The sequence below is a fragment of the Flavobacterium praedii genome, from assembly GCF_026810365.1.
GTDB classification, from domain to species: domain Bacteria; phylum Bacteroidota; class Bacteroidia; order Flavobacteriales; family Flavobacteriaceae; genus Flavobacterium; species Flavobacterium praedii.
The window spans coordinates 2,979,832-3,006,765 of record NZ_CP113948.1 but is presented as its reverse complement, the minus strand read 5'-3'; the positions used below and the strand labels follow the sequence as shown (position 1 = coordinate 3,006,765).

General features: G+C 33.9%; 18 protein-coding genes. 11 read left to right on the top strand and 7 right to left on the bottom strand.

Going from position 1 to position 26,934, the window contains the following annotated elements:
- The first annotated feature begins 45 nt into the window (after window positions 1-45).
- From atpD to OYT91_RS12770, 6 genes are all read left to right on the top strand, one after another.
- Window positions 46-1,557: a F0F1 ATP synthase subunit beta gene (gene atpD / locus OYT91_RS12795; protein WP_269224497.1), complete on the top strand. Its 1,512-nt coding sequence runs from the start codon at window positions 46-48 to the stop codon at window positions 1,555-1,557.
- An 84-nt stretch (window positions 1,558-1,641) separates the two neighbouring features.
- Complete coding sequence (locus OYT91_RS12790) at window positions 1,642-1,923, top strand: FoF1 ATP synthase subunit delta/epsilon (protein WP_264565893.1); 282 nt, start codon at window positions 1,642-1,644, stop codon at window positions 1,921-1,923.
- Window positions 1,924-2,034: 111 nt separating this feature from the next.
- Window positions 2,035-3,171, top strand: coding sequence for an aminotransferase class I/II-fold pyridoxal phosphate-dependent enzyme (locus OYT91_RS12785; protein ID WP_281238272.1), 1,137 nt, complete (start codon window positions 2,035-2,037; stop codon window positions 3,169-3,171).
- A gap of 133 nt (window positions 3,172-3,304) precedes the next feature.
- Entirely contained in the window at window positions 3,305-3,922 is a 618-nt protein-coding gene (gene bioD, locus OYT91_RS12780) for a dethiobiotin synthase (protein ID WP_281238271.1), read from the top strand.
- Between the two features lie 2 nt (window positions 3,923-3,924).
- The gene (gene bioA / locus OYT91_RS12775; protein WP_281238270.1) at window positions 3,925-5,229 is read left to right on the top strand and encodes an adenosylmethionine--8-amino-7-oxononanoate transaminase; all 1,305 of its coding nucleotides are present in this window, start codon (window positions 3,925-3,927) and stop codon (window positions 5,227-5,229) included.
- A gap of 163 nt (window positions 5,230-5,392) precedes the next feature.
- Complete coding sequence (locus OYT91_RS12770; protein ID WP_281238269.1) at window positions 5,393-6,565, top strand: beta-ketoacyl synthase N-terminal-like domain-containing protein; 1,173 nt, start codon at window positions 5,393-5,395, stop codon at window positions 6,563-6,565.
- A gap of 188 nt (window positions 6,566-6,753) precedes the next feature.
- Here the strand turns inward: OYT91_RS12770 and OYT91_RS12765 are convergent, their stop codons facing one another.
- A complete protein-coding gene (locus tag OYT91_RS12765) occupies window positions 6,754-7,233 on the bottom strand; it encodes a regulatory protein RecX (protein ID WP_269224502.1) in 480 nt (159 codons plus the stop codon).
- Between the two features lie 219 nt (window positions 7,234-7,452).
- On the opposite strand from OYT91_RS12765, the gene OYT91_RS12760 reads away from it, so the two are divergent.
- From OYT91_RS12760 to OYT91_RS12745, 4 genes are all read left to right on the top strand, one after another.
- Window positions 7,453-7,704 carry a type II toxin-antitoxin system ParD family antitoxin gene (locus OYT91_RS12760; protein ID WP_269224503.1) on the top strand — a complete coding sequence of 84 codons (252 nt, stop codon included), beginning with the start codon at window positions 7,453-7,455 and terminating at the stop codon, window positions 7,702-7,704.
- Window positions 7,697-7,990, top strand: coding sequence for a type II toxin-antitoxin system RelE/ParE family toxin (locus tag OYT91_RS12755; protein ID WP_269224504.1), 294 nt, complete (start codon window positions 7,697-7,699; stop codon window positions 7,988-7,990). Before OYT91_RS12760 ends, OYT91_RS12755 begins: the two co-directional genes overlap by 8 nt.
- A gap of 962 nt (window positions 7,991-8,952) precedes the next feature.
- Entirely contained in the window at window positions 8,953-14,196 is a 5,244-nt protein-coding gene (locus OYT91_RS12750; RefSeq protein ID WP_281238268.1) for a RemA C-terminal-like gliding motility protein, read from the top strand.
- Window positions 14,197-14,348: 152 nt separating this feature from the next.
- A complete protein-coding gene (locus OYT91_RS12745; protein WP_281238267.1) occupies window positions 14,349-16,778 on the top strand; it encodes a RemA C-terminal-like gliding motility protein in 2,430 nt (809 codons plus the stop codon).
- Window positions 16,779-16,846: 68 nt separating this feature from the next.
- Here the strand turns inward: OYT91_RS12745 and bioB are convergent, their stop codons facing one another.
- The 5 genes from bioB to OYT91_RS12720 all read right to left on the bottom strand — a co-directional run bounded on the left by bioB (window position 16,847) and on the right by OYT91_RS12720 (window position 23,066).
- Window positions 16,847-17,932, bottom strand: a complete 1,086-nt coding sequence (gene bioB, locus OYT91_RS12740) for a biotin synthase BioB (RefSeq protein WP_281238266.1) — start codon at window positions 17,930-17,932, stop codon at window positions 16,847-16,849.
- A gap of 98 nt (window positions 17,933-18,030) precedes the next feature.
- Window positions 18,031-18,468, bottom strand: a complete 438-nt coding sequence (locus OYT91_RS12735) for a hypothetical protein (RefSeq protein ID WP_281238265.1) — start codon at window positions 18,466-18,468, stop codon at window positions 18,031-18,033.
- A 996-nt stretch (window positions 18,469-19,464) separates the two neighbouring features.
- Window positions 19,465-20,295 carry an IS982 family transposase gene (locus OYT91_RS12730; RefSeq protein ID WP_281238264.1) on the bottom strand — a complete coding sequence of 277 codons (831 nt, stop codon included), beginning with the start codon at window positions 20,293-20,295 and terminating at the stop codon, window positions 19,465-19,467.
- A 281-nt stretch (window positions 20,296-20,576) separates the two neighbouring features.
- A complete protein-coding gene (locus tag OYT91_RS12725) occupies window positions 20,577-21,626 on the bottom strand; it encodes an IS110 family RNA-guided transposase (protein ID WP_281238263.1) in 1,050 nt (349 codons plus the stop codon).
- A gap of 495 nt (window positions 21,627-22,121) precedes the next feature.
- Window positions 22,122-23,066 carry a bifunctional riboflavin kinase/FAD synthetase gene (locus OYT91_RS12720; protein ID WP_281238262.1) on the bottom strand — a complete coding sequence of 315 codons (945 nt, stop codon included), beginning with the start codon at window positions 23,064-23,066 and terminating at the stop codon, window positions 22,122-22,124.
- A gap of 218 nt (window positions 23,067-23,284) precedes the next feature.
- Between OYT91_RS12720 and OYT91_RS12715 the strand changes: the two genes are divergently transcribed.
- Entirely contained in the window at window positions 23,285-25,963 is a 2,679-nt protein-coding gene (locus OYT91_RS12715) for a zinc-dependent metalloprotease (protein WP_281238261.1), read from the top strand.
- A 51-nt stretch (window positions 25,964-26,014) separates the two neighbouring features.
- Here OYT91_RS12715 and pth read toward each other — a convergent pair whose 3' ends face one another.
- Entirely contained in the window at window positions 26,015-26,686 is a 672-nt protein-coding gene (gene pth, locus OYT91_RS12710; RefSeq protein WP_281238260.1) for an aminoacyl-tRNA hydrolase, read from the bottom strand.
- Window positions 26,687-26,934: the final 248 nt, after the last annotated feature.

Here is a 26,934-nt window from a genome sequence, read left to right as displayed (position 1 = left end):
CTGTATTTCATAAACCTAAATAGCTATTTAATAAACACATAAGTAATGTCAAAAGTAATAGGAAAAGTTGCCCAAATCATTGGACCAGTAGTCGATGTAGTTTTCAACGGAAAAGATGTTGAACTTCCGAAAATTTATGATTCATTAGAAATCACAAGAAAGGATGGTACGTTATTAGTACTTGAAGTACAATCTCACATTGGTGAAAACACGGTGCGTACCATTTCGATGGACTCAACAGATGGTTTGAGTAGAGGTTATGAAGTGGTTGGAACAGGAAATCCTATCCAAATGCCAATTGGTGCCGATGTTTACGGTCGTTTGTTTAACGTAATTGGTGATGCTATTGACGGTTTGCCTGCTTTACCAAAAACAGGTGAAAACGGAACTTCAATTCACAAGCAAGCTCCAAAATTTGAAGATTTATCTACCTCTTCTGAAGTTTTATTTACAGGTATTAAAGTAATCGATTTAATTGAGCCTTACTCAAAAGGAGGTAAAATTGGATTGTTTGGTGGTGCTGGTGTTGGTAAAACAGTATTGATTCAGGAGTTGATTAACAATATTGCAAAAGGTCACGGTGGACTTTCTGTATTCGCAGGAGTAGGGGAAAGAACACGTGAAGGGAATGACTTACTTCGTGAGATGTTGGAGTCAGGAATTATAAAATACGGTGAGGAATTCATGCACTCTATGGAAAATGGAGGATGGGATTTGTCTAAAGTAGATATGCCAGGAATGAGAGAGTCTAAAGCTACTTTCGTTTTCGGACAAATGAATGAGCCTCCAGGAGCTCGTGCTCGTGTAGCACTTTCTGGATTGTCTATCGCTGAATATTTCCGTGATGGAGCAGGTTCTGATCAAGGAAAAGATGTATTGTTCTTTGTTGATAATATCTTCCGTTTTACACAAGCAGGTTCTGAGGTTTCGGCTCTTTTAGGTCGTATGCCTTCTGCGGTAGGTTACCAACCAACATTGGCAACTGAAATGGGTGCGATGCAAGAGCGTATTACTTCTACAAACAAAGGTTCTATTACATCTGTACAAGCGGTTTACGTTCCTGCGGATGATTTAACAGATCCAGCGCCAGCAACTACGTTTGCTCACCTTGATGCTACTACTGTATTGTCTCGTAAAATTGCGGAGTTAGGTATTTATCCTGCAGTGGATCCTTTGGATTCTACTTCAAGAATTTTAGCTCCACATATTATTGGTGATGAGCATTATGACTGTGCACAAAGAGTAAAAGAGATTCTTCAAAAATACAAACAATTGCAAGATATTATTGCGATTCTAGGTATGGAAGAGTTATCTGAAGATGATAAGTTAGCGGTTTCAAGAGCTAGACGTGTACAACGTTTCTTATCTCAACCTTTCCACGTTGCGGAGCAATTTACAGGTTTGAAAGGTGTGTTAGTAGATATCAAAGATACTATCAAAGGATTTAATATGATTATTGACGGTGAATTAGATCACTTGCCAGAATCAGCTTTCAACCTTAAAGGTACAATTGAAGAAGCTATCGAGGCTGGAGAAAAAATGTTGGCAGAAGCTTAATAAAGTTGGAAGTCAGAAGTTAGAAGTTAGAAGTAAATTCTTCATCTTCCATCTTTCATTTTCCATCTTCTAACTATAAAAAATATGTTATTAGAAATAGTATCACCAGAAGCGAAATTATTTTCAGGAGAAATCACTTCTATTTCTGTTCCAGGAGTAGACGGTCGTTTTCAAATGTTGAATAACCACGCGCCAATAGTTTCTTTATTGCAAAAAGGAACCGTTAATATCACTGCTCCTAGCTTTGATTTAAACGAAGAAACTGCCAGTTTATTTACCAAAGTAAATGATCAAAATTATACTTTAGAAATTGCCTCAGGTACTCTGGAGTTAAAAGATAATAAAGTAATTGTTTTAGCTGACTAAGACAATTTAGTTTTAAAAAAAATGCCTGGCTCTTGTCAGGCATTTTTATTTTGAGCAAATAGATTATATAAGATCATTAGGTAAAAAAAATATTTTCTTAAATTTGCTTTTATGAATTTTCCCAAAAACCTTGCCGTTAAACTCGAAATCCGCAACAAAAATAAATCATTACGCATTCTTCCACAGCCGAATGATTTAATTGATTTTGCTTCGAATGATTATATCGGTTTTTCAAAATCCGAAATGATTTTCAACGAGACCCATCAACTTTTATTGGATCGAAATATAAAAAGTAACGGAGCCACGGGTTCGCGTTTGCTCTCCGGAAACCACTCTTTATATACCGAAACAGAACACAAAATTGCCCAATTCCATCAATCAGAAACTGCTTTACTGTTCAATTCGGGTTATGATGCCAATGTTGGTTTCTTTGGCACTGTTCCTCAAAAAGGGGATCTCATTTTGTATGATGAACTTTGTCACGCTTCGATTCGAGATGGCATACAATTATCGATTGCCAAAGCCTATAAATTCAAACACAATGATTTTGAGGATTTGGAGTTGCTAATTCAACGGAATCCTAACACTTTAATCTATATTGTGACTGAATCTGTTTTTTCTATGGATGGCGATTGTCCCAACATGGAAGAATTGATTGCTGTTTCTGAAAAGTACAACTGTTATCTAGTGGTGGACGAAGCTCATGCTTTGGGTGTTTTCGGAGAAAAAGGAGAAGGATTGATTCAAAGTTTACAATTGCAGGATAAGGTTTTTGCTAGAATTATGACTTTTGGAAAAGGATTGGGCTGTCATGGAGCAGTTGTTTTGGGTTCGAATGAGTTACAGTCCTATCTCGTGAATTTTGCTCGAAGTTTTATTTACACCACAGGACTTTCTCCACATTCTGTTGCAACTATTTTAATGGGCTACCATCATTTAGAAACAGATAAAAATGCAATTGAATCGCTTAGAGAGAATATTGTTTTTTTCAATCAGGTAAAAAAAATGTTGTATTTGAATCCGTTGTTTGTTCGCAGTAAATCGGCTATTCAAAGTGTGATTATTCCAGGAAATGAAAAGGTAAAAAGTATTGCGAGTTTGCTACAACAAAATGGTTTTGATGTAAAAGCCATACTTTCGCCAACTGTTCCCGAAGGACAGGAACGATTGCGGTTTTGCTTGCACAGTTTTAATAGCAAAGAAGAAATTACCAAAGTCTTGACGTTATTGAGTAGCTTTGTTTTTTAGAAATAAATTTAAATTAAAAATATAACTCTAAGGTTTTCAAAGTGAAAAACGCAAAGGTGTACAAAGAAATTTTTGAATGTAGATCTTGGTGTTTCTTCTTTTAACTTTGCGAATCTTTGCGAAATAAAAATATATGAAACTATTTATTACAGGAATTTCTACCGATGTAGGTAAAACAATTGCTTCTGCCATTATAGTAGAAGCTTTAGAAGCTGATTACTGGAAACCTATACAAGCTGGTGATGTTGATCATTCTGATAGTCATAAAATCAAGTCGTTTGTCTCTAATGTTACAACGGTAATTCACCCCAATAGCTATTTGCTCAACACGCCAGCAAGTCCACATCTTGCTGCTGAAATTGATGGAATTTCTATTGATTTAGAAAATATAATAGAACCAAATACGAATAATCATCTTGTTATAGAAGGAGCAGGGGGTGTTTTTGTACCATTGAATGAAGCGGATTGTGTCATTGATTTGATTCGATCAGATTATAAAGTGATTGTGGTGTCAAGACATTATTTAGGGAGTATCAATCATACGTTGCTTACTATTGAATCCTTGCTTAATCGTAAAATAGCGATTGCTGGAATTATTTTTTCTGGGGATGAAAATAAATCAACCGAATCTGTAATTTTGAATAAAACAGGCATTAAATGTATTGGAAGAATCGAGCAAGAACCGTACTTTGACCAAAATGTAATCAAAGAATATGCAGATCGGTTTCGAGAAAAATTATTGAATTTATAATTATGAGTACTACAAATATTTTCCCTTTGGGGGCTAGGGGGCTAATCGAAAGAGACAGCCAATATCTTTGGCACCCTTATACGCAGCACAAAACGGCAGCACTTCCTATTGCTATAACGAAAGGGGAAGGGGCTTTGCTTTGGGATGAAAATCAAAAAGAATATATTGATGCCATCGCCTCTTGGTGGGTCAATCCTTATGGACATTCCAATAAATTCATTGCCGATGCGATTTACAAGCAATTGACAACTTTAGAACACGTTTTGTTTGGCGGATTTACTCATGAACCAGCCATTATTTTGGCCGAAAAGCTATTAGCTATTTTGCCTGATAATCAAAAGAAAGTTTTTTTCTCTGATAATGGCTCGACATCTGTTGAAGTTGCCATCAAAGTGGCTTTGCAGTATTTCTATAATAAAGGCGAAAAGAGAACGACGATTATTGCTTTTGAAAATGCTTTTCACGGTGACACTTTTGCGGCGATGGCTGCCAGCGGAATATCGTTTTATACACAGGCATTTCAAGGAATGTTTATTGATGTGGTTCGGATTCCGGTTCCGTTAGAAGGACAGGAGCAAATTAGTTTTGATACGTTGCGTGAAGTCATTAAAAACAATAATTGCGCGGGCTTTATATTTGAACCCTTGGTGCAAGGTGCTGCTGGAATGGTGATGTATGAACCCGAAGCATTGGATCAATTGCTTCAAATTTGTCTAGAAAATAATATTCTGACAATTGCAGATGAAGTGATGACGGGATTTGGAAAAACGGGAAAAACGTTTGCCTGTGATTATTTGACACAAAAACCAGATATGATTTGTTTGTCCAAAGCGTTGACTGGAGGAACCATTCCTATGGCGATAACGACTTTTACTTCAGCTCTTTTTGACGCTTTTTATGATGACGATATCAATAAAGCACTTTTTCATGGCCATACTTTTACGGCAAATCCTACGGGTTGTGCGGCGGCCTTGGCTAGTTTGACTTTGTTGGAAACGGATGTTATGCAAAATAATTTAGTTCGCATAAATAAAAGGCATTTGGAATTTAAAATGCGAATTGAAAATCACCCAATGGTTACTGTGACTCGAGTGTTAGGAGTTATTTTTGCTTTAGAAATAAAAACAGAATCTTCAGCAAGTTATTATGGGACATTGCGCAACAAACTTTATGATTTTTTTATTGCAAATGGTGTGATTTTGCGTCCTGTTGGGAATATTGTTTACATTTTGCCTCCTTATGTCATTACGGATGCACAATTGCAAATAGTGTATGAAGTAGTCGAAAAAGCATTGGAAATAGCGTAAAATTATTTCGCAAAGAGAAACAAAGGAGTATCAAAGTATCGCAAACTGTTTTTGACTTTATAATTGTAACAATTTGTTTTATTCTGTTGTTATAAAAGTGTATTCAGTTGCAGACTTTGCATAAAACTTTGCGACCTTTGCAGTAAAATAAGAACTGAATATTTTGTCACAAACTATCTCCATTACCGCTATAGCTTCCATTTCGTCTTTAGGAAATTCATCCGATATCATTTGGGAAAATTATCTAACGGAAAATCCTTGTTTCTCCACACAATTTTTAGATCATAATGAGACATTAGTTGCTGCTCTTGATACTACTTCTAAAGCAGAAGTTGAGTTATTGAGGCAATCTGATATAAAATACAAAGCTTTGGATAAATCGGTTTTGTATGCGATGGTTGCTTCTCGCTCTGCTATAGAGAAATCAGGTTGGTCAAAAGAAGCTATTTTTGGAATTAACATTGGTTCTTCTCGTGGTGCAACCGATTTATTCGAAAAGCATTTTCAGGAGTATTTAGAAACGGGTAAAGCTCAAACTTTAGCTTCGCCAACAACTACCTTGGGGAATATTTCCTCTTGGGTGGCACATGATTTGCAAAGTACAGGGCCTGAAATTTCACATTCTATCACATGTTCAACAGCTTTGCATGCAATACTTAATGGAGTGGCATGGTTGAGAGCGGGTATGGCTGATAAATTTTTGGTAGGTGGGAGTGAAGCGCCTTTGACCGATTTTACAATTGGACAAATGCGGGCGTTGAAAATTTATTCTAAAAGTGAAGAACAATATCCGAATCGTGCTTTGGATTTGGATAAAAAACAAAATACTATGATTTTGGGTGAAGGCGCTGGAGTGTGTTGCCTCGAAATTGGGAAAAAAGAAAATGCACTGGCTTATATTGAGGGTATTGGTTATGCAACAGAAATTTTGGAGCATAATATTTCGATTTCGGCAGAAGCTACGTGTTTTCAGAAATCGATGAAAATGGCTTTGGAAAATACAGCAATTTCAGAAGTAGATGCGATCGTAATGCATGCTCCTGGAACTATAAAAGGTGATTTAACCGAGTTTAGAGCCATTGAGAAAGTCTTCGGTGATAGGTTGCCATTATTGACTACCAATAAATGGAAAATTGGACATACTTTTGGAGCTTCGGGTATTTTGAGTATGGAAATGGCCATTTTGATGATGCAAAAGAATCAGTTTATTGGGGTGCCTTTTCTTGATGATTCTAATCCTTTCAGAGTTCAAAACTCTAAAAGGGTAATCAAAAAGGTATTAGTCAATGCCGTTGGTTTTGGAGGAAATGCAGTGAGTGTGCTTTTGAGTTTGTAAGAAGAGGGTTATAGCGCAAAGATTCACGAAGGTTTCGCAGAGAAACACAAAAACCATTAAGAAATTAAGATTTATTAAGCATTGAGTCTGAATGAATCTTAATTTCTTAATGGTTTAAATAGGGTTGCTGTTTTTTTTTGTGCTTCTTCGCGCTTTTTCTTTGTGAATCTTTGCGAAATTGAATCTTTTTAATCGGTATTCCCATTCTCCAACTCCCGTACTTTATCATAAATCAAGTTACTCTCAAAACCACGGCGTAGCATATAATCGCAAAATTTCTTTCGCTTTTTGAGGGCATTAGTTTCTGAAATGGATTTCCAATTTCTTTCGGCTAGGTTCTCAAATGTTTCCAAATATTCTTCAGGTGTAATTTCTTTTAATGCCAAGTTAATCAGGGTTTTATTGATTTTTCGCATCTTCAATTCATTGGTAATCCTTATTTTTCCCCAATGTTTGATGCGGTGTTTTCCTCTTGCAAAACTACAGGCAAATCGAGCTTCGTTCAGAAAATTGTGTTCAATAAGATGTACAATAACTTCGTCTATTTCATTTTGGTCCAATTTCATACTCCATAATTTCGAAACCACTTCTTCGTGACACCGTTCTTGATAAGCACAAAAATGCTCTATTTTTAATTTTGCTTCTTTGAGGGAATAGACTTCTTTCATCAAAAGGGGGATTATCGTATAATTGTTTTGACAAATGTATGATTTTGGTAAGAATGTATTTTGCTTTTTTATTATTCTAAAATAATAAGTGTTTGGTTCTTGAACTTACTTGTTGAAAATTTTGGAGTTTTTTTTTATCATAAAGTTATATAATATTTCAAAAAAAAACGGAATAATTTGAAAAGTTACCATATTTTGGTAACTTAGCTAAAAAAAATTATGGGACGAAATACTTCTATATCGCTCGGTAATCATTTCGAAAGTTTTATCGAACACAGTGTAAATGATGGGAGATTCAATAACGCAAGCGAAGTTGTCAGAGCTGGTCTTCGTCTTTTAGAAGATGAGGAAAATAAAATTGTAGCTTTAAGAAAAGCGATTAAAGATGGAATTGAAAGTGGTCGGGCAGTAGATTTTGATGCTAAAAAACATCTTAACGTTTTAAAAGCAAGAAAAATATCAAATGGCTAAATATTATTTAACATATAAAGCTGTTGATGACTTAACTGAAATTTGGGATTATACAATCGAAACTTGGTCTGAAATGCAAGCTGAAAAGTATTATGATTTACTTATGGCATCATGTGATGATCTAGCAAATAACCCGGAACTTGGTAGAAACTATGATATAGTTACGAAAGGAATTTTAGGTATTAAATCAGGTGAACATATTATCTTCTACTCAATTATATCAATGAACGAAATAGAAATCGCAAGAATTCTTGATGGAATGATGGATTTAAAAAGTAGACTATAAGGAATCTTACATAACCTCCGTTTGGCAATATAGCGGGTTTAGGCTTAATTTAAAGACAGTTTTGTACTTGTAAAATTAGTCATTAAACGAGATTCCGCAATAGGAAAAATTTCAAAAAGAGTCGCAAAGGATTCGAAAAGACGCACAAAGTGAAATCGAATTCTTTGAATGGAGCTTAAAAAATTTTGAGATTCTTTGCGAATTCTTCGTGTGACTCTGCGTAATAATGTCTAATGCTGAATTTGGGATTAACCGAAAGTTTAGGCTTCCTTAATCCGCCATATCGTCAAGCGGCCAAATGTTATAGATTCTTTCAGTTTAAAAAGGAGTTGTTTATTTTAAAATAAAACACGTTTTGTGGTAAAAGTTAGAAATTAATTTTTTGGGTTGCTTTATTTTAAATGGAGATTTTTTATTAGAAATGAATCGAGTATAAGTAATCAGGATTCCCTTTTTTTAAATCAAAACATGGTATTTCAATGTTTTAATACAGTAAATAGAAAGAGTTCTATAGTTTAAGTAGGTTTTTTATTCAATTCAATTTTTGGATTGTTTTTTAAATAGTTTTATTTCAAACAGTTAATCAATTTTTAATATTGGTATATGGATTGAATTTTTAAATATAAAAATACTACAAAATATTTTCAAAACAGTTATTTAACTAAATATTACCGCTTTTATCGAAGGTATTATTTTATTGGTAAATTTAAATGATTAATTTTGGCACGTATTTTTACGTGGTTTTGCCTTTGTAAAACTAATTTGATCACAAAAAGTTTTTTTTAAACTATATAGTTGCTATATAATTTGGGAAAAACCTTTTTTTTAGTGATTTAGACACTATACCCCAAAATATTATGAATAGATTTTTACTTTTATTTACTGCTTTTTTTTCTTCTCTGTATGCTAAATTTAAAGAAATAGTTTTCTTTTTTTTACAGGTTAAAAATCACTATAAAATATTGGATAATCTAGTAAATAAAAATACTGCTTCATTGAAGTTAGTAGTTATTTTATTTTTACTATTTTTTGTTCAATTGCATGGTTATAGTCAATGTTCTTTTGGCGGTTCTCAGTCTGGAAGCACAAGTAATATTTGTTATAATACAGAATTTAGTAACAATGTTTTTGGATCAGTTCAATTTACGGGTGTAGGGGTAGGAAACTACGTCGCCGTGAAAGTGATAAGTGGACTTAAATATAACATCATTGCATCTGGGAATCCCGGTTTTACAAAAAGGATAACACTTTTTAATGCAAGTAATACTGCTACAAATGTTGGGACAGCCTCTGGCTCCGGTAATAATGATGCTACGGTTTCACCCTGGACAGCAACTTTTACTGGGGATTTATTAGTGAGGTACACTAATGATAATAATTGTTCGACAACTTCTGGAACTGCTGGAACAATAACAGTACAATATGCAGGAGGCAGTAACAACCTAGATTCTCAAACAGCTGCAGGTACCAATTCATGGATAGGTCATGTGTATAATTTTTCAAACAGTGTTCCCATTGCTACAGCTGGTCCTATTGACACTGATGCTTTTGCTTCTTATATAGGCTATTTTAACCAAGCCAATACGGTTTCGGGATCTACCATTTCATTTAATAATAGTTATGTAGGGGGTGATACTTGCATTCCTGTTACAGCGGCTGGAACTACTCAAACTGTTCGTACAGAAACATTCTCGGTTCGTTACCGAATGCAAACTACACCGGCTACCTATCCTGCGGGTTGCTATTTTGTAAACATAACAGGAGATGATGGGGTTCGATTGTATATTGATGGCGCATTGGTTTTTGACGCATGGAGGCAGCAATCCTCTACAGATTATAATAACGTATTGGTTTATTTAAATGGCAACAGTCAATTGGTTTTTGATTATTACGAAAAGAACGGATCTAACGTTTCAAATTTCACTATTTTCCCGGCGGCTACTACCATAAATAGTTTAAATACGGTCACGCCAACAGGACCTATTACAAGATGTGCATCTACATCGACACTTTTAACGGGTGCTGTAGTAGCTACGCAAGGTAATAATACAATTGCACCTGTTCAATACCAATGGCAGTCTTCAACGGATAATAATACTTGGGCGGATATATCTGGTGCTACTGCAAAAGATTATACGGTTCAAGGAACTTCACCTAGTGTAGCTACTCAAATATTTTATAGAAGAAACGTTAGAGGTTCAACAGTAAATTCTGCGGCATGTGTATATAGTTCGAATGTTGTGGCTATAATAACAGATTCAACAGTTGCTTTAACCGTTCCAACATCAACAGCTGGAACGAATATTGGTTGTTCTAGTTTTACGGCAAATTGGAATACAGTTGATTCTGCCACAAGTTATATATTGGATGTGTCAACAAGTCCAGCTTTTTCGAGTTTTGTAGGAGTCTATAGTGGTTTAAATGTTGGTTTTGTAACGTCCTATAATGTTACGGGATTAAGTGTTGGTACTTATTATTATCGAGTACGTGCTAATAGTTCGTGTCCTGTAATAACTAGTGGAAATTCATCGAATCAGCTAGTCGCCATTTTATCACCTCCTACTGCTACTATTGGTGGTACTACAACGGTTTGTTTAAATGCAACTTCCCCAAATGTGACTTTTACAAATCCACAAAGTTTACCTATTACGATTACTTATACATTTAATGGAGGCACAAATACTACTATAAATGTAGGAGCTAATACTACAGCAACAATTCCAGTATTAACTGCTACTGCAGGTACTTTTGTGTACAATTTGGTTAGTGCAGTATATCAATCAGCTCCTACTTGTTCAAGTGTTTTGTCTGGTTTGGCAACGGTAACTGTAAATACTCCATTTTCTATTACTCCAAATAAGGTTGATGAAACGTGTCCGGCATCTAATAATGGAACCATCACCCCTACACTTTCTGGAGGGCTTACTAATGTTCGTTATTTAAAATTAACTCAAAAATATGTCAATGCAGATGCTTGGCAACAGGTAGCAGAGATAGAGGCGTTTGAAATTTTTACTGGAACCAACGTGGCATTGGCTTCTAATGGTGCTTCTGCTACTTCAAGTTCAAATTATTTAAATGATATACCAAATATTGGGCCACAAAAAGCAATTGATGGGAATAATTCTGGAATCAGTAATTATTGGCACAGTGGAACTCCAAATATCAATGAATGGATAAAAGTAGACCTTCAATCAGGAAAAAACATAGATTTTATAAAAATTTACAATCGTTTGGATTGTTGCCAACAGAGAGGGCAAAACATGTTGTTAGAACTTTTCGACGTATCCAATAATCTACTATATTCAAAGACAATTGATTTGTATCAATCTGGTGCAAATGTGCCCGTAAATGTTAACGTTTTGGATGTTTCTTGGACAGATAATGCAACAACATTGAGTCGTACTGCTTTGGATTCTGGAACTTATACATTAAATAGTGTTGATGCAGTAGGATGTTCTGATAGTTTACCGATAAATATTACATCAATTAGTCCAAATGCAAGCATTGCTTCAGTATCGGGTATAAGTAATTTATGTGTTACTGAAACTACAACTTATGCTATAAATACAGTAGTTTTAGGCGGAGGTACAGGAGCTTGGAGTAGTAGTGATACTGCAGTAGCTACTGTGAATACTATTGGACTGGTAACAGGAGTTTCGGCAGGAACTACTAATATTATTTACACAATTACTGGAGGTTGTGGAGGATCTGTATCTGCACAACAAGCGGTACAAGTTAATTCTACACCAGTTGCGCCAGTTCTAAATAATGTTGTATTAAATTGTGGTGATATCTCGGCTAATGCTACATGGACACCTATTCCAAATATTGCCAATTATCGTTTTGATGTTTCTACAGATCCACTATTTTTAACTTTTATACCAGGTTATCAAAATATTTCGGTATCACCTTCATTAAATCCTACTGAATCGGTAATTGTAAACGGATTGACACCGGGAGTTACTTATTATGCTAGAGCTAGAGCAGTAAGTAGTTGCGGTACACCAAGTTTGAATTCTAATACTGCAACTATTTCTGTGCCGATTACTACAACGACAGATGGTGGTTTAACTTGGGATAATTTGGCTCCGAATAATACTAAAAAAGCTGTCTTTGCAATTGGTTCATCAAGCAGTGTAACAATGGTAACTCCAATAAACGCTTGTTCTGTTCAAATCAATCCAGGTGTAAATGTGGTAGTGGGAACTCCAGTGGGAAGCGCAGGATATTTAGTAGATAAAAATTCAAATGCTATTTTGCATATTGAAAATGGATTAACAGTTGATCCATCTAGTACTTTAACTTTTGAGAATAATTCAAGTTTAATTCAGGTGAATGATAATGCCGTAAATAATGGAAAGATAATTTACAGGCGAAATTCGACAGCAATGAAGAATTTTGATTATACCTATTGGTCTTCACCAGTAACTGGTCAAACAGCTAAACTATTGTCTCCAAATACGCTTGCTGATAAATATTATAGGTATGACTGTAATGCAGATAACTGGACTTTTGATGATGGAATGATGAAACCTGGAGTTGGATATATCATTCGTGTTCCAAAACCTAATTTTTGGCCTATACCTACTGCTCCTACTTATATTCAGTCTGTCCAATTTGAAGGAACTCCAAATAATAAAATTTTGCCTTTAGCAGTTGGTCCAATCGGTCATGGTAATTTAATTGGTAACCCATATCCTTCAGCTATGAGTGCAGATGATTTTATGGCTGCTAATAGTAATGAACTTGATGGTACTATTTATCTTTGGACACACAACACAGTAATTACGAACAATCAATATTCGTCATCTGATTTTGCTGCTTATAATGGGGTTGGTGGTACCAATACGATGGGTAATTATATCGATAATAATAATAATGGAAAATTTGATGCTGGCGATGTACGGCAAGATATCAATAAACCTGATGGTAATATTGCTGCGGGTCAATCATTTTTTGTGAATTCATTACCAGGTCTTGGTTCTGATGGATTTGTTACTTTTGATAATAAAATGCGAGTTGATGATTCGGGTAAAAATGCACAATTCTATAGAGGTACCAAATCGAAAAGTAGTTCTAAAGAAAAAAACCGTGTTTGGCTGAATTTGACTAATAAACAAGGGGCATTCAAACAAATGTTAGTGGGATATGTATCAGGAGCAACTCTTGGTCTTGATAAAGCGTTTGATGGAGTGAGTTTTGATGGAAATGATTATATTGATTTTTATAGTGTAAATGAAAACATGAATTTAGTTATTCAAGGGCGTCCAGTACCGTTCGTAAATACGGATAAAGTGCCTTTGGGTTATAAAACAAACGTGGATGGTAATTTTACAATAAGTATTGATCAAGTAGACGGTGTTTTAGTGAATCAAGACGTTTACATTGAAGATACAGAAAGTCATTTAATTCAGAACTTAAAACAAGGTCCCTATACATTTACTACGCTTAAAGGAACTTTTAATAATCGATTTATATTGCGATATACTGATAATATTGTTGTAGTTGTTCCACCAGTAGTAGTAGACCCACCGGTTGTAGTTGTTCCACCAGTAGTGGTAGATCCTCCAGTTGTAGTTGTTCCACCAGTAGTGGTAGATCCACCGGTTGTAGTTGTTCCGCCAGTTGTAGTTGATCCACCTGTAGTTGTAGATCCACCAGTTGTAGTTGATCCTCCTATAGTTGTAGATCCACCAGTTGTAGTTGTTCCGCCAGTAGTGGTAGATCCACCGGTTGTAGTTGTTCCACCAGTAGTGGTAGACCCACCGATTGTTGTTGTACCACCAGTAGTGATAGATCCTCCAGTTGTAGTTGTACCACCAGTAGTGGTAGATCCTCCAATTGTAGTAGTTCCACCAGTAGTGATAGATCCTCCAGTTGTAGTAGTTCCACCAGTAGTGGTTGATCCACCAGTTGTAGTTGATCCTTCAAGTCCAAATCTAGAGAACCCATCGTTTACTAAAGTTGAAAAAGCATTAGTTGTGTCTGTTAAGGATCATCAAATTAAAATTAATTCTTTTGAAATGACTATGGCTAAGGTTATGGTATATGATCTAAGAGGAAGATTATTATATCAAAATAATGCTGTGAATAGTAATGAGTTTATTGTGCCAGACTTAAATGCTAGTGATCAGTTTTTAATTGTTATGACCCAATTAATCGAAGGAAAATGGGTAACAAAGGAGATTATTTATAAAAATTAGGAATTATAAAACATATTAATAATGATCCCATTCACATTAGTGAATGGGATTTTTTTTAACGGTATTTAAATAGTATTAAGAATTGTAAGAATATAAATTATTTTTTATAATTTTATTAAGTAATATATTGTTTATTTTAAATACAGTTTTATATGAGATTCTCTTTTTCTTACCTGCCTTTGTTTTTGTTCTTTTTAAATTTGTCTTCTGCACAAAATATATTTAGAAATTCTATAACAGGCGTTAATTCTAATAATTCAAATCCTTATACTTTTGGGCAAGAGACTGATCCTAATATTGATGCCTCAGGTATTAGCAGAGGTGTTGGTGTTATTGGTGTAGATGCGAATAATCGATATGATGCTAAAAGTTGGAATACGGTAAAAATAGATCCTGACGCTTATTTTGAATTTATATTAAGTCCAAATTCAGATCAAAAGATTGATTTTATTAGTTTTCAATATACTGGTCAAACTTCGGTTAACGGACCAACAATTTTTGCTTTTAGATCTAGTGTTGATGATTTTGTTTCGGATATTGGCTTTGTTGGTTCAAACGGATCAGTTGTTTCTTTATTGAATCCTATTTTTCAGAATATTTCAAAACCGATTACGTTTCGATTGTATGCATGGGCTGCTATTGCGGGTACTGGTACTTTTAGTGTTAATGATTTTGAGTTTAAAGGTTCAGTATCCTGTAATGAACCTCCAATACCTTTATTGCAGGAAACTAGTCTTAATTGTACTGCTACTTCTTTTGTGGTTAATTGGTCAAATACTTTGTATACTACTAATTATTTTATTGATGTAGCAACTGATTCTGAATTTGTAAATAGGCTAGTAGGCTATCAGAATAAAGAATTAGGTAATGTTTTGTTTACCACTATTTCTGGAATGGTTGCAGGGGGAACTTATTATGTTAGATTAAATGCGGTTAATAGTTGTAAAAATAAGGTTTCATCCAATATTATTAAAGTTTCGCCTCTTGAAACTCTTTATAATGGTAATTGGTCAAATGGTTTGCCTACTGCGAACAAAAATATTCGCTATTTAACCGATTGTATTATTGATTCGAATATTGAGGCTTGTTCTTGTACAATTGATTCAGATAGTAAGGTTACCGTTAATTCTGGTGTGGTATTAAAGCTTGAAAATGGATTGGATGTAAAAGGTGTTTTAACGTTTGAAAATGATGCAAGTTTAGTTCAAGTCAATGATAATGCAATAAATTCAGGTGCTATTGTCTATAAACGCAATAGTCAACCAATGAGGAATTTTGATTATACCTATTGGTCTTCACCAGTATCTGGTCAAACTGCTAAGCTATTGTCACCAAATACACTTCCTGATAAATATTATAGGTATGACTGTAATGCAGATGACTGGACTTATGATGATGGAATAATGACACCTGGAGTTGGATATATCATTCGTGTGCCAAAACCTCCTTTTTGGCCTATTCCAACAGCTCCTACTTATATTCAATCTGTAGAATTTATAGGAACACCAAATAATAACATTACACCTTTAGCAGTGGGTCCAAATGGTTATGGAAACTTAATTGGTAACCCATATCCTTCAGGTTTAAATGCAGATGAATTTTTGTTAGAAAACAGTATTAATCATTCTAGGCTTGAAGGGACTTTGCGTTTTTGGAGTCATAATACGAGTATTGCCAATAATAAATATTCCGAATCTGATTTTGCATCTTATTCTATTTTAGGTGGCGTAGCTGCTTCAAGTGGGGGTGAAAAACCGTTTGGCACTATAGCTTCCGGCCAATCTTTTTTTGTTTTGAGTTCTGTTGGAGATGGCCCCGTTGTTTTTAATAACAAAATGAGAGTATCAAAAGACAATAGCAATCAGCAATTTTTTAAAGGAGTAAAATCAATAAAATTAAAAAAGCATAGAATTTGGTTGAATTTAACAAATTCGGATGGAGCATTTAGACAATTATTAATAGGATATATAACAAATGCAACTAATGAATTTGGCATTTCATTTGATGGTTTGAGTATAAATAATGATAGTAATCTTGATTTTTATAGTATAATTGGTGCGGCAAATTTAGTAATACAAGGAAGATCTTTGCCATTTGCAAAATCTGATATCGTACCTTTAGGCTATAAATCATCTAATGAAGGTGCTTTTACAATTAAATTGGATGAAACTGATGGTTTGTTTGAGAACCAAAAAATTTATTTAGAAGATAAAGAGACTTCAATTTTGCACGATTTAAAGTTGAGTTCCTATTCTTTTTCGACCCAAAAAGGAACATTTGATAATCGTTTTGTTTTGCGGTTTTCATCCGTTAAAAAATCAATTTCAAAACCAGATCCTTTTGATCACTCCAATGACGATATAAAAATTAGTGTTCACGATAGCCAATTGCAAATTAATGCTGAAGAAGGAAATATTTCAAAAGTTTTGATTTATGATTTAAAAGGTAATTTGTTATTTCAAAAGGAGCAAATAAACAGTGCACAATTAGTTGTCTCAAATGCGATGTTTAAGCATCAAATTCTAATTGTAAAGACTTATTTGGATAATAGGGAGACTTACATAAATAAAGTAGTATTTTGATTGATGTAATAAACAAAGAATCCCCATTTTCAAAGCGAAAATGGGGATTCATTTTAGTTTAGAAAAAATTATTTTCCTTTAATAGAGGCTTCTAAATTTTTCTCAATTGTATGATTTGGTCGGGTCCATTTTGGTTTTTCACCAAGTGATTCAAATTGCGAATCTACGGCTTCAACTGTCGGACGCTGTGCTACTTTAGTAAAAGGTTTTTGAGGTTTCAATCCCAATAAATCAAACATCTTCATGTCTTCATTTACGTCTGGATTTGGTGTAGTTAACAATTTGTCTCCAGCAAAAATAGAGTTGGCTCCAGCTAAGAAACACATTGCTTGTCCCTCACGACTCATATTCATTCTCCCAGCAGATAAACGTACTTGTGTTTCTGGCATTACAATTCTGGTAGTAGCTACCATTCGGATCATTTCCCAAATATCTACTGGTTTTTCGTTCTCCATTGGTGTTCCTTCTACAGGAACCAATGCATTGATCGGTGTTGATTCCGGTTGTGGATATAAAGTAGAAAGGGCAACGAGCATTCCTGCTCTATCCTCGATACTTTCGCCCATTCCTATAATTCCACCACTACAAACTGTAACATTAGTTTTGCGTACATTTTCTATAGTTTGTAAACGATCTTCAAAACCACGTGTTGAAATCACTTCTTTATAGTAATCTTCTGAAGTATCCAAATTATGATTATAGGCGTATAAACCGGCTTCTGATAAACGTTGTGCTTGATTTTCGGTAATCATACCCAAGGTACAACAAACCTCCATATCCATTTTGTTAATGGTACGAACCATTTCTAAAACTTGGTCAAATTCTGGTCCATCTTTTACATTTCTCCACGCTGCTCCCATGCACACACGGGACGAACCTCCTGATTTTGCTTGGATTGCTTGATCTTTAACTTGATTTACAGACATCAAATTATTACCTTCAACTCCTGTGTCATATCGAGCTGCTTGTGGGCAATACCCGCAATCTTCAGAACAGCCACCTGTTTTTATAGATACCAAAGTAGAAACCTGTACTACATTTGGGTCATGGTGTTCGCGATGAATAGTTGCTGCTTCAAAAAGCAAATCCATCATTGGTTTATTGTATATTGAAATAATTTCTTCTTTTGTCCAGTTGTGTTTTGTGATGCTCATTGATCCTTTTTTTTGATGGCTCAAAAGTAATCAAATTGTTCTAAAGATGCAAAGCAGTCGTCTTAAAAAGACTTACTCTGAATAGTTTTAAAATCAGTTTAATCTGCTATAAATTTGTCATTATAATACAGCATCAGTAACATGGTAATAATAACAGATGAAGCAATTCCCTCAAAAAATAAAGTTATACAATACATGTTTATGGAAGGGTGTCCGCCAAATAAAAAAGTTTCTGATAATTGTTGAATATATTTGTCTCCACCTCTTATGTAACTATATATAAAGAGTCCAATTATGCTCAAAGTTACTCCAATAATGGATGTAGTCATTGCAGCCACAGCATTGCGTACAAAATTGAATTTTCTATGTTTAATCCTAAATTGAAGCGTGTCATTTACTGCGTAAATTATAAAAAACATATTAATTAATCTCAAATAGAAAACATTGGATAAACCAAGAAACTCCATTAACAGAAAAAAGATTCCAACTGATATAAAAATGAAATATCCATTTTTAATTTCTTTTTTTACTTTCATAATTATTTATTTTTAAAAGTGAGAAATATAATATAGCACTGATAATCATTTAGTTTGATATAAATTTAAAAAAAAATTGCCAATAAAAATAAATAAAAAACGATTTCGTAGTTTTTTATCCTTTTCTGATAAAAAAAATATTATTTGTAAAAAAGTTTTTGGGGAGTGCCACCATAAAATAAAGTGACCTAAATTAGACACCGCTTATTCGCTCCCTTTCTACAATGCGGTCGGGCTATCCGTGCTACTTCGGTAGCTTCCGTCTATCCCAATGTCATTAAGTTAAGCTTTGTTTTTTCTCGCCAAGATGCCAAGTTAAGAGCTATTTCTTCGCGTTTTCGCGTCTTTGCGAGAGTTATATTTTGAAAAAGCGTAGTGAGAAACCCTTAACATAATGACATTGCCGACTATCCCAATGTCATTAAGTTAAGCTTTGTTTTTTCTCGCCAAGTCGCCAAGTTAAGAGCTATTTCTTTGCGTCTTCGCGTCTTTGCGAGAGTTATATTTTGAAAAAGCGTAGTGAGAAACCCTTAACATAATGACATTGCCGACTATCCCAAAGTCATTAAGTTAAGCTTTGTTTTTTCTCGCCAAGTCGCCAAGTTAAGAGCTATTTCTTTTCGTCTTCGCGTCTTTGCGAGAGTTATATTTTGAAAAAGCGTAGTGAGAAACCCTTAACATAATGACATTGCCGACTATCCCAAAGTCATTAAGTTAAGCTTTGTTTTTTCTCGCCAAGTCGCCAAGTTAAGAGCTATTTCTTTGCGTCTTCGCGTCTTTGCGAGAGTTATATTTTGAAAAAGCGTAGTGAGAAACCTTTAAATTAATGACATTGCCATCTATCCCTCACTTAAAAGGAAGTCGTTTCTAGAATAGTATTATTTTCTATATTTTGAGTTTTATTGAAAAATGGTTAAAATATATTCTTTATAGATTTTGTTTCTACTGCTATTTTGCGTTTTAAGTCTTGTGAATTTTCATAATTAATTCAAGTTGCTAGTTAATCGATTTATTTAATTGTAGTCCAAAGACAAACAGAGTTAACTTTATTAGAAATCCCTCTAAGGTTACTGCGTGTATTGTTCTTGGAAACATTTTCTTGATGTCACTTATTGCTGTTTCTACTCTTTTCCTCATTTTTAGTTTTTCATTTTTTTGTTCCAATGTATCTATCCTCTTAGCATTTGACTTGCGTTGAATCTTTAAAAAGACGCATTTTCTCTCTATAGCAAAATCTTCTAACCCATAATCGGTATAGGCACTATCGCCATATAATGAGGCTTCTGCAGGTAATTTATCAATCATTTTGCCCAATGCTTTTGCATCACCAGTTTTTCCTGGTGTAAAATGAAAAGCTATAGGAATTCCATCTTTTGTAGTGAGTAATTGTACCTTAACCCCATAAAAATAATTTCGCATGCTGGCAGTATAACCTCTCCACTTTTTTTCTTTAAGAATCTTGCAGTTTGCAATGCGCATATTGTTGCATACGGCAACTGGAAAAGAATCTATAATGTAATGCATTTCACAGCAAAAGTCTTTATAATAAGAACTTACAATCTCAAATAACTCATATAGAAGTGTACCTATTTTATGCAATAACCTGTTGAATCTACTTTTATCCAACATATTGGGTATGAATCCATATTGCTTCATAAACTTAATAGCCGAGGAATGATTACCATAAAAACTTGTTGAAGAAACAATGGCAGTAACGATAATTTCGCTATCGCTAACTTGTCTTCTTACATCTTCTATGTGATTAATTCCTTTTAAAATATCATCTATTAAACAAAAAATTGATATAATTTTGTCTTTACAAAGCATTGGTTCTGTTTATTGGTTCGCAAAACAAATTTACTAAACCTCTGCTTTGTTTTTTTATGCTTTGCAAACTAGCAACTTGAATTAATTATAACTGCAACAACAACCTTGTTAATTCTGTCTGCCAACTAAAATTATTGACTTTTGGTCTATGTTTAGTTTTATTAACACTTTGGTTGAAATTATTTTTTACCTCATAGATTTTGTGTTGATTTCAAAATTTAATCTATATTTTTTATAATTTTGTTTTTAAGTCAGTCCTAGAACTAGACTCTATAGCGTGTTTAAACCTTTTGTGTTTGCACACTATTTTTTTGTGCTTGTTTTTTGTTTTCATATTCTTTGTCGTATGTGGTTTTGTTTTTGAATACAATAAAAATCATTTCTAGTATTTTTCTTTGAACAGCTACCAAGGCTTTCATTTTTATGCCGTGTTTTGATACTATTCTGGCATATAATTCTCTGAAATTTTCATCCCATTTTACAGCTACCAATGCTGGAAAGTGCATCGCTTTTCTCAAACTTCTATTTCCTTTTTTTGAAATTCGAGGTTTTCCTTTTATTGATGTACCCGATTGCTTTTCTTTTATATCTAAACCTGCATAACTTGTTAATTGTCTTTTATTCCTTATCAGTTCAAAACCATTAGTTTCTTCCAAAACAATTACAGCTGTTAACTCTCCAACTCCTAGCAATGTGCAAATGATATCTATTTCTTTTTTTAAATTTTCATCACTTCTTACTATAGCACTAATGTCTTTTTTAATCTCTTTTTCCTGACTGTTTAAGAATCTGATTCTTGCCTTTATACGGTTTAAACTATTCTCATTTGGCTCGGCTTCTGATTCTTCTGCGTGCAATTGATTTTTTACAATAACTCGCTCTGAAACAATCTGATTGCGTTCTCTGGTTAGCTGCTGTAAGTTTTTATAAACACTTTTGGGGCGATTCCATAAATCTAATTTCCGTTCCAATCCAAATCGAGCAATAGCTTGTGAACTCGTTTTATCAGTAATGGTTTTAATGTCTAAAGTTCGGATGTAATTGCTTATTTTGTTCGGTAATACGATACAAACCTCATAACTATTCTTATCTAAATAGTAAGCAAATTTTTGATGATAAACACCCGTAGCTTCCATTACGTAAACAACTTTTAACTCTGCTTTAGATACTTTTTTTACCCAATCTGATAGTCCAACAAATCCTTTCTCGGTATTTTTAAAAACCTTGTAAGCATACAATTCAATTGATAAATCTTCAAACATTCTACCTAAAGTAACCACTAATTCTTTTTGAGCTACATCAATTCCTACTACTTGTTTTAATTCTTTCATAACTTTAAAGTTTAAATTTATAAAGTGATGAATTTTCCTTTGTCTTTTCTCCTAATTGGATATTCTGGATATTAAAACTTGTCTAATTTCTTACATTCTGTTCAGGCTCTAAAAGATAAAAAAGAATGAGGATTTTTCTATGTGTCAATATATTTCTTTGAACTATTTAAATACATATGTTCTCTCATTCCTTTTCACTTCATTACTCAAATTTATTGACTTTAATAATTAAAATCGATAACTTCGCAAACATAGAAGAAACATAGAATTTATATTTTTTAAAAGAAAGAAATAGACGTTTAACTATTAAAATAGCAATTCTACGCGTGAAATAATGCTATTTCTATTTATTCTTAGTCAATTTAGCATTAATCTATGATTTAATGTGGTTAAATTTTTATTGTATCCAACGGGTTAAACTATTTTATTTTTCTAATAAACTTTAAAGCATATAGTTTTTAAAATATAAAATTGTATCCAGTCTACATTACAATTTTATTGATTTTCAAAATAGGCCAAAGCCGTTTTTTTGTCCTTTTGCAATTGCGCTGAAAGAAGCGCTATGGAGTCAAATTTTTGTTCCGATCGTATTCTTTCTAGTATGGAAACGGTTATTTTTTGACCGTATAAATTTTCATCAAAATCGAAAAAATTAATTTCGATTGTTTGCTTATTTCCTTCAACTGTAGGGTTAAATCCAATATTCATCATTCCCAAAACTATTCTGGAGTTGATAGTACTCTTAACTATATAAACACCATTTTTAGGAATGAGCTTAAAATTTTCTTCTAATTTTAAATTGGCGGTAGGAAAACCAATAGTTCTCCCCAATTGTTTACCCTTAGTTACAATACCAGTTAGTGAATAATCATAGCCTAAATATTTATTGGCCAGAGCTACATTACCATCGTCAAGTGCCTGACGTATTTTTGTAGAACTAACGGAGACTTCATTTATTTCTTGTGCTGATATTTCTTCAACTTCAAAATCATATTCTTTTCCAAAGGCAATTAAATCTTTAATATTGGCAGTTCTGTTGCGACCAAATCGGTGGTCGTGTCCAATTATTATTTTATGAATATGAAATTGATCAACTAGTATATTTTTCACAAATTCTTCAGCAGTCAATCTTGAAAAATTTTCATCAAAAGGATGAATGACTAGATTTTGAATTCCTATCTTATCCAATAAGGCGATTTTTTCTTCTAGGGTATTGAGAAGTTTTATATCGGAGTCTTCTTGTAAAACCATTCTGGGATGCGGAAAAAAAGTCAGTACTAAACTTTCGTATTTATCGTTTTCTGTACTTTGAGTTAGTTTTTCCAGTATTTTTTTATGTCCAAAATGAACACCGTCAAAGGTACCTAGTGTAAGGATTGTCTTTTTTATGTTTTCTCCAGAACCAATGTGGAAATCGTTTATAGAATGAAAAATCTTCAAAATACTTGTTTTTAATATTGTGCAAATTTATACTATCTATTTTAAAAAGAAGAATAAGAAGTTCCAATTTTAAGCACTGTGGGTCTTTAATTGGAGTTGGAGTTTTATAATTGGAGTTATTGCATATAACTTTTGTTTGCTTAATTAGTTAAATCATTTTTTAAATCGTTGTGTATTCCATTGCAAATGAATTAATTTTGTGTATCAATTTTAGTATTATGATGAGAATTTTTAGTTGTTTGACTGCTTTTTTAATTTTTTGTTCGGCCCATTCCCAAGTCAAGTCTTTATGGACAGAAGTGAATAGTTCACAAAAAGAGCTTTCACAAAGAGAGGACACTAATTCTCGATTTGGAGAGCAACGATTGTATGCATTAAATGAAACAGAGTTCAAGCTATCTTTAGCAAACCTTCATTCAGGAGCTGCAACAGGGAACAGTGTTGTTGTTTCAATTCCGAACAGTAATGGAAAAATGGAGCAATTTACAGTGGTGGAATCTTCAAATTTTGCACCTGAACTTCAAGCAAAGTATCCTGAAATTCGTGCTTATTCGGGTATTGGTATTTCTGATCCAAAAGCATCGATTAACTTTAGCGTTTCTCCAAATGGAATTCAAACAATGGTTTTGAGAGGAGACAGCGGATCCGAATTTATTGAACCTTCAACCGAAAACAAATCGTATTATATCGTTAAAACGTCTAAATACAGAAACAAAGGAGATTTACCCTTAACTTGTAAAACTGTTGATGTTGCTTTGAATAGTAGTTTAGTAAAAAAAGCAACAAATTTAAAATCTAATAATGGTGTATTTAAAACGATGCGTCTGGCTTTGTCTTGCACGGGAGAATATACTACATATTTTGGGAGAACAGTTGCGAAAGCTTTGGCAGCAATGAATGCAACAATGACAAGAGTAAACGGGGTTTTTAATAAAGACTTGGCGCTGAAATTGGAAATTATTGCTAATAATAATTTGATTGTATATACCAATGCCGCTACAGACCCTTATTCTGACCCTACAGCTGGAGCTAATGGTGCATGGAATCTAGAATTACAAAATAATTTAACTGCAACTATTGGTAATGCTAATTATGATATTGGTCATTTGTTTGGTGATTCTGGCGGTGCCGGCGATGCTGGATGTATTGGTTGTGTGTGTGTGGGTCCCACTACTTCTGTTCCCGCAGGTAAAGGAAGTGGCTTTACATCTCCATCCAATGGTAAACCTGAAGGTGATTCTTTTGACATTGATTATGTAGCACATGAAATGGGTCATCAATTGGGCGCGAATCATACTTTTTCCAATGTTGTAGAACCAACTGGAGTAAGTGTTGAGCCTGGTAGTGGTTCAACAATTATGGGGTATGCGGGAATAACTGATTACGATGTTCAAAGTCAATCCGATGATTATTTTGCTTATGCTAGTATTTTGCAAATACAGGATAATTTGGCTTCAAAATGTGGTGTAAATACAACTTTAGTCAATCAAACTCCAACTGTCAATGCAGGTTTGGATTATATAATTCCAAAAAGTACTGCTTTTGTTTTGAATGGAAGTGGATCCGATCCTAATGGAAACACCATGACGTATTGTTGGGAACAGAATGACTCCGCTACTACCAATGAAAGTGTTGCAAATAGTATTGCTTATGGTGCAAAACCTGCCGGACCAAATTTCAGGTCTTTAGTGCCGAGTACGGTTTCCAAACGTTATTTCCCTGACTATTCTAAAGTTTTGGCTGGTCAATTGTTTACAACTTGGGAATCAGTTTCGAATGTCGGTAGAAGTTTAAATTTTGTTTTGACAGGAAGAGATAATGCAATTTTGGGTTTAGGACAAACGAACACAGATGCTATGGTTGTGACTGTTGATGGCAACAAAGGTCCTTTTGCAATAACTTCGCAAAACATCTCCGATTCTAGTTGGGTTTTGGGTTCTTCACAAACAATTAATTGGAGTGTTAATGGAACAAATTCGTTAGCTGGATCTGCCAATGTGAATATTAAGTTATCTACTGATGGAGGTTTGACATTTCCAGTATTTTTAGCAACTAATACACCAAATGATGGCTCCGAAGTAATAACCGCTCCTTTGACGGCTGCTAAAAATTGTAGAATTCTGATTGAACCTACCGCCAATGTGTATTATGCTGTAAACGGAAAACCTTTTTCTTTGGGTTATAGTGTTACGACTTTATGTAATTCTTATGTTTTTGCTGGTGGTTATGCTATACCAGAATCGGCAACTTATTCTGAAAAAACGATAGTGGTCCCAGCATCCACTTCTGAAATTACTGATGTAAATTTCAACGTTAATTTTACCCATACCTACATTTCGGATGTTCAAATTGATATAATAAGTCCATCAGGAACTATAGTTAAATTATTTGATAAGTCATGTGGTGCAACAAGTACTACTTTAGATTTAACGTATGATGATTTAGGAGGAGCTCTGGAATGTGGTTCTACTACCAATCAAACAGTTGTTCCTGCAGGAGTATTATCTGCTTTTAATGGAGAGAATCCAGGGGGAACTTGGAAATTGAGGTTTAGGGATACTGGAGTAGGTGATACAGGCACAATAAATACAGCTACATTAAAGATTTGTTCGAGTTCTTATGCTACTCTTGCAACGTCTAGTTTTGAAATCAATGATTTTGTATTGTACCCAAATCCGAATACTGGTAATTTTACTGTTCGTTTTACAAGTTCTAATGCATCAGATATTCAAGTTTTTGTAACGGATTTATTGGGTAGAAAAATTTACAATAAAAAGTTTAAAAATACTGGGGATTTTATTCAAAATGTACAATTAGAAAATGTTCCTTCTGGAACTTATATTGTTACCGTTGTTGATGGCGATCGAAAAGGATCATCTAAGATTATTGTGAATTAATTAAGTATTAAACGTATAAAAAAAGGAGACAATTAAGTTTGTCTCCTTTTTTTATTTTCCGTTATAGGTGGTCATTGTATTTTCTATACCTGCTGTTCCGAAAGATTTTATGATTTCAGAGGCGAGTTCTAGTCTTTCTGGAAGTTTTGCCTTTTCGGTATCGTCCCAATCGCCCAAAACGTAATCAATTTGTTGTCCTTTTTTGAATTCATCGCTGATTCCAAATCGGAAGCGGGTGTATTCTTGTGTGTTCAAAATAAGATTGATGTTTTTGAGTCCGTTATGGCCACCATCACTTCCTTTTTTTCGGATGCGAATGGTTCCAAAGGAAAGATTCAAATCATCAGTAATAACTAAAATATTTTCTAGAGGAATATTTTCTTTGTCCATCCAATATTTTACGGATTTCCCGCTTAGATTCATGTAAGTGTTTGGCTTAAGCAGTAAAAAGGTTTTTCCTTTGAATTTGTATTGGGCGAGTGCGCCGAGTTTTACGGTTTCGAAAGAAAGTCCTTCCTTCTTGGCAAGAAAATCTACGACTTTGAAACCAATGTTGTGTCGGGTATTTACGTATTCGGAGCCAATGTTGCCAAGGCCTACGATTAAAAATTTAGTACTCACGTTATTTATTGTTTTTTGGGGTTCGTGAACCTCTAGTTTCATGTTATCGATTCTCGTTACTGTTTTTGGTGATGAAAACAGGTTTTTTATCCATTTTATCATGGTGCAAAAATAGTGTAAAAAGTATAAAGAGGAAAGAATCAAGTAAAAAAGAACCAAGGGATTAGAATACAGAAAAGGTAAAATTATTTTAAATTCTAAATTTTGAAATTTGGAATTAATTTAAAGAATGTTTTCAAAAGGACACTATGTTTCTCTTTAGCCCCGATGGGAAGGAAAATCCTTTTATTTTTTCTTAGAAAAATAAAAGATTTGGAAGGACAGCGGGAATCCTGTTTTCTGATATGCCT

Coding starts and splice junctions, on each gene's coding strand:
- atpD (WP_269224497.1), top strand. CDS start 46: ATGTCAAAAGTAATAGGAAAAGTTGCCCAAATCATTGGACCAGTAGTC.
- OYT91_RS12790 (WP_264565893.1), top strand. CDS start 1,642: ATGTTATTAGAAATAGTATCACCAGAAGCGAAATTATTTTCAGGAGAA.
- OYT91_RS12785 (WP_281238272.1), top strand. CDS start 2,035: ATGAATTTTCCCAAAAACCTTGCCGTTAAACTCGAAATCCGCAACAAA.
- bioD (WP_281238271.1), top strand. CDS start 3,305: ATGAAACTATTTATTACAGGAATTTCTACCGATGTAGGTAAAACAATT.
- bioA (WP_281238270.1), top strand. CDS start 3,925: ATGAGTACTACAAATATTTTCCCTTTGGGGGCTAGGGGGCTAATCGAA.
- OYT91_RS12765 (WP_269224502.1), bottom strand. CDS start 7,233: ATGAAAGAAGTCTATTCCCTCAAAGAAGCAAAATTAAAAATAGAGCAT.
- OYT91_RS12760 (WP_269224503.1), top strand. CDS start 7,453: ATGGGACGAAATACTTCTATATCGCTCGGTAATCATTTCGAAAGTTTT.
- OYT91_RS12755 (WP_269224504.1), top strand. CDS start 7,697: ATGGCTAAATATTATTTAACATATAAAGCTGTTGATGACTTAACTGAA.
- OYT91_RS12745 (WP_281238267.1), top strand. CDS start 14,349: ATGAGATTCTCTTTTTCTTACCTGCCTTTGTTTTTGTTCTTTTTAAAT.
- bioB (WP_281238266.1), bottom strand. CDS start 17,932: ATGAGCATCACAAAACACAACTGGACAAAAGAAGAAATTATTTCAATA.
- OYT91_RS12735 (WP_281238265.1), bottom strand. CDS start 18,468: ATGAAAGTAAAAAAAGAAATTAAAAATGGATATTTCATTTTTATATCA.
- OYT91_RS12730 (WP_281238264.1), bottom strand. CDS start 20,295: ATGCTTTGTAAAGACAAAATTATATCAATTTTTTGTTTAATAGATGAT.
- OYT91_RS12725 (WP_281238263.1), bottom strand. CDS start 21,626: ATGAAAGAATTAAAACAAGTAGTAGGAATTGATGTAGCTCAAAAAGAA.
- OYT91_RS12715 (WP_281238261.1), top strand. CDS start 23,285: ATGATGAGAATTTTTAGTTGTTTGACTGCTTTTTTAATTTTTTGTTCG.
- pth (WP_281238260.1), bottom strand. CDS start 26,686: ATGATAAAATGGATAAAAAACCTGTTTTCATCACCAAAAACAGTAACG.